Origin of the sequence: Streptomyces pathocidini, assembly GCF_001418495.1 — a bacterium.
Taxonomy (GTDB): Bacteria; Actinomycetota; Actinomycetes; order Streptomycetales; family Streptomycetaceae; genus Streptomyces; species Streptomyces pathocidini.
Window position 1 is genome coordinate 1 of the sequence record NZ_LIQY01000568.1, and the last position, 5,862, is coordinate 5,862.

General features: G+C 70.4%; 8 protein-coding genes and 1 pseudogene. 4 read left to right on the forward strand and 5 right to left on the reverse strand.

The features are described from left to right. The coding region (locus tag AOK16_RS26130; protein ID WP_157859314.1) for a DUF742 domain-containing protein at window positions 1–131 on the forward strand (131 nt) is incomplete at its 5' end. Window position 132: 1 nt separating this feature from the next. After that, the gene (locus AOK16_RS22690; RefSeq protein ID WP_240483705.1) at window positions 133–789 is read left to right on the forward strand and encodes a GTP-binding protein; all 657 of its coding nucleotides are present in this window, start codon (window positions 133–135) and stop codon (window positions 787–789) included. Between the two features lie 42 nt (window positions 790–831). Here the strand turns inward: AOK16_RS22690 and AOK16_RS22695 are convergent, their stop codons facing one another. Beyond that, complete coding sequence (locus AOK16_RS22695; RefSeq protein ID WP_055474013.1) at window positions 832–1,260, reverse strand: PPOX class F420-dependent oxidoreductase; 429 nt, start codon at window positions 1,258–1,260, stop codon at window positions 832–834. 162 nt (window positions 1,261–1,422) lie between these two features. On the opposite strand from AOK16_RS22695, the gene AOK16_RS22700 reads away from it, so the two are divergent. Together AOK16_RS22700 and AOK16_RS22705 are read left to right on the forward strand one after the other, a co-directional pair. Beyond that, window positions 1,423–1,839 (forward strand): roadblock/LC7 domain-containing protein, encoded by a 417-nt coding sequence (locus AOK16_RS22700; protein WP_055474014.1) that lies wholly within the window; start codon window positions 1,423–1,425, stop codon window positions 1,837–1,839. Between the two features lie 98 nt (window positions 1,840–1,937). After that, window positions 1,938–3,059 carry a DUF6397 family protein gene (locus AOK16_RS22705; RefSeq protein ID WP_205627761.1) on the forward strand — a complete coding sequence of 374 codons (1,122 nt, stop codon included), beginning with the start codon at window positions 1,938–1,940 and terminating at the stop codon, window positions 3,057–3,059. Here the strand turns inward: AOK16_RS22705 and AOK16_RS22710 are convergent. The 4 genes and pseudogenes from AOK16_RS22710 to AOK16_RS22725 form a co-directional block, all read right to left on the reverse strand. Then, complete coding sequence (locus tag AOK16_RS22710) at window positions 3,034–3,756, reverse strand: hypothetical protein (RefSeq protein WP_055474015.1); 723 nt, start codon at window positions 3,754–3,756, stop codon at window positions 3,034–3,036. The two genes, AOK16_RS22705 and AOK16_RS22710, sit on opposite strands and share 26 nt — an antisense overlap. Window positions 3,757–3,760: 4 nt before the next feature. After that, entirely contained in the window at window positions 3,761–4,627 is an 867-nt protein-coding gene (locus AOK16_RS22715; RefSeq protein ID WP_055474016.1) for a carbohydrate ABC transporter permease, read from the reverse strand. Then, window positions 4,627–5,595: a carbohydrate ABC transporter permease gene (locus AOK16_RS22720; protein ID WP_055474017.1), complete on the reverse strand. Its 969-nt coding sequence runs from the start codon at window positions 5,593–5,595 to the stop codon at window positions 4,627–4,629. Before AOK16_RS22720 ends, AOK16_RS22715 begins: the two co-directional genes overlap by 1 nt. Window positions 5,596–5,636: 41 nt before the next feature. Then, a pseudogene (locus AOK16_RS22725) lies at window positions 5,637–5,862 on the reverse strand (hypothetical protein); the annotation flags it as partial.

Sequence of the window (5,862 nt, forward strand, 5' to 3'; positions counted from 1 at the left end):
GGGTCGTCCGGGTCCTGCTCGGCGATCTGCTGGAACTCGGCTGCGTCACCGTGAGCCGGCCCGTGCCCCCGGCGCAGCTTCCCGACGAGAGAATCCTGAGAGAAGTGATCGATGGACTCCGCGCGCTCTGAAATGGACCCTGCGCGCTCTGAAAGAGCCGGGCGAGCCGACCAGGGTCGGGACGGACCCCGGACCCCTGACGCCTCGCCAGAACTGCCCCTCGCGCTGAAGATCCTCGTGGCGGGCGGCTTCGGCGTGGGCAAGACCACGCTGGTCGGATCGGTCAGCGAGATCCGCCCGCTGCGCACCGAGGAACTGCTCAGCGAGGCCGGCCAGACCGTGGACGACACACAGGGCGTCGACCGCAAGACCACCACCACGGTGGCGATGGACTTCGGCCGCATCACCATCAGGTCGGGCCTGTCGCTCTACCTCTTCGGCACGCCGGGCCAGGACCGCTTCTGGTTCCTGTGGGACGAGCTGGCCACCGGCGCGCTGGGGGCGGTGGTCCTCGCCGACACCCGCAGGCTGGAGGCCTGCTTCCCGGCGGTGGACTACTTCGAGCACCGCACTATCCCGTTCGTCGTCGCCGTCAACTGCTTTGCCGGATCGCGTACTTACGGCGCCCACGAGGTGTCGCGCGCGCTCGATCTCGACCTGGGCACGCCCGTCGTGCTGTGCGACGCGCGCGACCGCGACTCGGGGAAGGAGGTGCTCATCAGGCTGGTCGAGCACGCCGGGCGGATGCACACCGCCCGGCTGCTCGACTCGGTCGGCCCGGGGAACTGACCGGCCGGTGCCGCGCTGGTCCGGCCCCGGCCAGGGGCTTGTTCAGCCCGCTAGGCCCGACATCGCCACGACCCGGTCCACCCGTACGCGGACCAGGAGTTCGCCGGGTCCGGCGTTGCGCTCGCCGAAGGCCTTCGCCTTGTCCGCGCCCACGTAGCGGGCCGCGATGGCGGTCGTCCAGCGGAGCATCTCGTCGAGGTCCTCGCTGAGCTCGGCGCGCCCCTGGAGGACGGCGAACGAGAACGGCGGGCGCTGGTCGTCCACGCAGATCGCCACCCGGTCGTCGTGGGCCATGTTGCGCCCCTTGACGCTGTTCTTGCCGGTGGTGAGCACGAGGTCGCCGCCGTCCAGGACGAACCACACGGGAGCGACGTGCGGCCTGCCATCGGGCCGGACCGTCGACAGCTTGCCGGTGCGCGTCCCCTCGGAGACGAACGCGTGCCATTCCTCATCAGTCATCGTCTGTGCCATGAGCCCATCCTGTTCCATGTGGGCGCATTACGGGCGTTTTAGCCGCACTCGTCGTGCGGGATGTCGGACGGGAATGCGCGGAGGGCGGGTTGCCCGGACGGCCTCAGTGGGACAGGCTGGCACGGCTGTTGAGACGAATTGCCGGACGGGGAGGCTTATCTGATGGCGCCGAGCGAGGGACTCGACTGGTTGCTGGACGACCTGACGCGGCGGGTGGACAACATACGGCACGCACTGGTGCTGTCGAACGACGGACTGGTGACGGCGGCGAGCGAAGGGCTGGAGCGCGAGGACGCCGAGCACCTCGCGGCGGTCTCGTCCGGGCTGCACAGCCTGGCCAGGGGCTCCGGGCAGCACTTCGCGGCGGGCAAGGTGCGGCAGACGATGATCGAGTTCGACGAGGGTGTGCTGTTCGTGACGGCCGCGGGTGACGGCAGCTGCCTGTGCGTGCTCAGCGCGGCGGACGCGGACATCGGGCAGGTCGCGTACGAGATGACGCTGCTGGTCAACCGGGTCGGCGAGCACCTCGCCGTCGCCACCCGGCAGGAGGGTGGGAGCGGCGTCCGCGGTCGGGGCTGAGGGCTCGGCGCGAAGTTATCCACAGGGGGAGCGGAGTGTTGCCTCTCCGGCTAGGCTCGTCACCGAGAGTGATCGAACCGAAGTTGGGGGGAACCGCCATGGCGGTACGAGAGAGGCCGGACGCGGGGCGGGACGCGTCGCGCGACGCGCCGGAGACGCTGCCCTTGAGCAGGGCGGCGCGGGAACTGGATCTGAACCCCCGCGAGTTGGAGCTCGCGGCGCAGTTCGAGGTGGTGCGGACCGTCGCACCGCCCGGCGGCGGACGGCGGCGGGTGCCGGTCGCGGAGGTCGAGCGGCTGCGGAGCGCGAAGGACCACCCCGACGGACTGCGCGAACGGGTGCGGGTGGTCGGGACGACCGAGGGCGCGGAGCTGATGGGCATCACCTCCGAGCGCTTCACCCGGCTCGCACGGGTCGGCCTGCTGACCCCGGCGACGTTCTACGTCAACCGCTACCGGGCCGTGGTCTGGCTCTATCCCGCGGGTGAGGTGCGGAAGTTCGCGGAGGAGCAGCCCGGGCTGCTGAAGGGCGTGCTGCCGTGCAACTACCGCTCGATGCTGGACGCGGGGGACGACTGGCGGCCCCGCGGCTGGCGCGGCCGCCGCATCGGCCAGCTGACCCGGCAGACCGAGGACCTGTGGGAGCGGGCGGCGGTACCGGCGGCGGTTCTGCCGGAGCAGGAGTTGGCGACCTTCGTCGAGGACCCTTACGAGCGCGCGTACTTGCGCCGGCTGCGTCCGTCGCTGGTGTCCGCCCGGGCCGACACGACAACGGTGTGGGATGTGATCGCGCGCCTGGTGACGGCCGACGATCCGGACGAGATGCTCTGGATCCGGCTCAGCCTGCTCTTCGCCCTGGACGAAGCCAGGGCCGAACGGCAGGCACCGATGCCGGGGGACACTCCACTGCCGGAACCGGTCGCGCCGGTACCGGAACGGGTCGCGTCGATTCCGGAACCGGCAGGATCAGCAGGTGAGTTGCGGCAGGCGGTCGAAGCGGGGGACACGCGGCCGGGCGAGGCAGTACCTGATGCCCCGGAGGACGGTTCGTCCCCGCGGAGCGGGCTGCGGGGATGGCTGCGGCGCCGCCGTTCGGGCACGGCCGACGCCCGACCGGCTGGGCGATCGGACGATGGCAGGCCGTCCGCCCGCCAGGACTCAGGGCGCCGGGAGAGCCGCTCCCGCAGGTCGGGGGTCAAAAGCGGGTCCTCTCGGTTGTAGAGGCGCTCGGTGCGCTGGGAGGCGCCGCTTCGGTGTCGCGGGTCTCGACGCGCCGCTCAACCGCCACGGCGGCCAGGGCGAGCACCCCCGCCACCAGCGGGGCGAGGACCGTCAACTGCCAGACGCAGACCGCCGAGGCGAGCACGGCGCCGCCCAGCATTGCCGAGCCCGCCGGATCGTGCCGGGCCCGCCGCAGCGCTGCGCGCAGCAGGGAACCTCGTGCGCCGGGTGCGTCGCCGGGCTGCCGCTCCTCGGCCATGGCGCCGGTCGCGCCCCCGGTGACATCCCCGCTCCACAGCGCGGCGGCCCGCAGCTGTGCGACGACCACCGCGCCGGCGAATATCGCGCACACCGCCGCGAGCAGCCCGAAGCCTGGAAGGTCTCCAGCGACCGCGGCCAGCCTGAGATCGGCGGCGATGAAGGCCAGAGCGGCCAGGCCTGCGGCACCCACCCGCAGGCCGCCGGGCAGGGCGGCCCGAAAGTCGGCGGCGAACCGGCGGGCCGTGCCGCTGGCCGGAGGGCCGTCGGGGACGCAGCGGCGTACCGCGGCGCACCCCGCGGCCATCGCGGCCGGCCAGGTCACCAGCGGCAGCGAACCAACCGTCACGAGCACGCCAACCCACGCCACTTCGGCGAAGAGGGTGAACCGCTCGCCGTATGGGGTCTCCCGACGGCCCGTCTCAGGAAGGGAGCTCATGGCCTCATCCCTTGAGTCCGGAGGTCGCCGCGCCTTCGATGAGCAGGCGCTGGAACGCCACGAAGAAGGCGATCACCGGGATCAGCGAGAGCACCGACATGCCGAGCATCGCGCCGTAGTCCTGGGTGCTCGAGGAGTCCACGAACAGGCGCAGTGCCAGGGGCAGTGGATAGTTCTCCGGCGACTGCAGATAGATCAGCGGGGCGAAGAAGTCGTTCCACGACCAGATGAAGGTGAAGATAGCCGTGGTGATGAGGGCGGGCCGCAGCAGCGGCAGCACGATATAGCCGAAGATCTTGAAGTGCCCGCAGCCGTCGATCAGCGCGGCCTCGTCGAGGCTGCGCGGCAGGTTCCGGATGAACTGCACCATCAGGAACACGAAGAACGCGTCCGTGGCCAGGAACTTACCGAGGAGCAGGGGGACGTAGGTGTCGACGAGCCCGGCCTTCTGGAACATCGTGTACTGCGGGATCAGCAGCAGATGGTGCGGCAGCAGGATGGTGCCGATCATCGCCGCGAACATCGGGCCGCGCCCCCGGAAGCGCAGCCGGGCGAAGGCGTAGGCGGCCAGTGAGCAGGACAGCACGTTGCCGATCACCGAACCCACGGAGATGACCATGGAGTTGGCGAAGAAGCGCCAGGTCGGCACGTCCGCGATGCCGTCCAGGGCGGTGGCGTAGCCGCTCCAGGTGGCCTCCGTCGGGAGCAGGTTGAAGCTGGAGAGGATCTCGTCCGCCGGTTTGACGGAGGACGTCAGGACCCACACCACCGGGTAGAGGAGGGCGATCAGTACGGCCACCGCGGCCGTGTGCCAGGCCAGGGCGCGGCGTCGGCCCCGGGTCAGGAGGGCGCCCTGCGCTGTCGTCGCCATCACTTCTCATCTCCCGCGTAGTGGACCCAGCGGCCCGAGGTCCTGAACAGCAGCGCCGTCACCCCGCCCACCACCAGTACGAGAACCCAGGCCAGGGCGGCGGCGTAGCCCATGCGGAAGTCGCTGAAGCCGAGTTCGTACAGGTACATGGAGTAGACGTAGGTGGAGTCGGCCGGGCCGCCCGTGCCATTGGAGATCACGAACGCCGAGTTGAACACCTGGAAGGAGTGCACCATCTCCAGCACGAGATTGAAGAAGATCACCGGCGAGAGCATGGGCACCGTCACGGAGACGAAACGCTGCCAGGGGCCCGCGCCGTCCATCTGAGCGGACTCGTACAGCTCTCGGGGGATCTGCTGGAGCGCGGCCAGGAAGATCACCATGGGGGCGCCGAACTGCCAGACGTTCAGGGCCACGACGGCCATCAGGGACCAACTGGGGTTCGACACCCAGCCGCCGGTGTCGATCCCGACGAGCCCCAAGGCCCGGTCGACGACGCTGCCGGTGGAGAACAACAGCCGCCACACGATCGCCGCCCCGACGCTCGCGCCGATCAGGGACGGGAGGTAGAAGGCGGCGCGGTAGAAGGTCCTGCCCTTGCGCCGGGTGTGCAGCAGCAGCGCCACGCCCAGGGCGGCGGCCAGTTTCAGCGGCGTGGCCACCACGACGTACTTGAGTGTCACCAGCACCGACACCCGCATTTGCGGGTCGTCGAAGAGGAGGTGGGTGTAGTTGTCCAGGCCGACCCAGCGAGGGCTGTCGAACAGGTTGTAGTCCGTGAACGACATGTACAGCGAGAACAGCATCGCGGCGAACGTGAGGACGCCCGCGCCCAGCATCCACGGGATCAGAAAGACATAGGCGCTGCGGTCATGGGAGCGGCGCCGACGGCGCGGCGGGGCCTCCGGCGAAGCGGCGCCACCCCGCCGGGGGGCGGGTATGACCGTGTCGGTCGACGTACCGGCCATGGTGGGGGTCTCCTTACGGGCTGGTGGCCGTATGCGATCCGTCACGCGAGCACCACGGACACCTGGTCGAAGAACTGGTCGACGGCGTCGTCGATCGAGACACGGCCGTAGTTGAACCGTTCCAGCAGCCGCTGCTGGTAGAGGTACAGCGGAGCACAGCCGTCCCCGGGCGGGTTCGGGGTGGGGATCTGGCGGTCGGCGACATGGCGCTCGTACCTGAGCGTCTCGCGGTCGAGGCCCTTGAGCCTGCCGGTGGCCGGAGCCTGC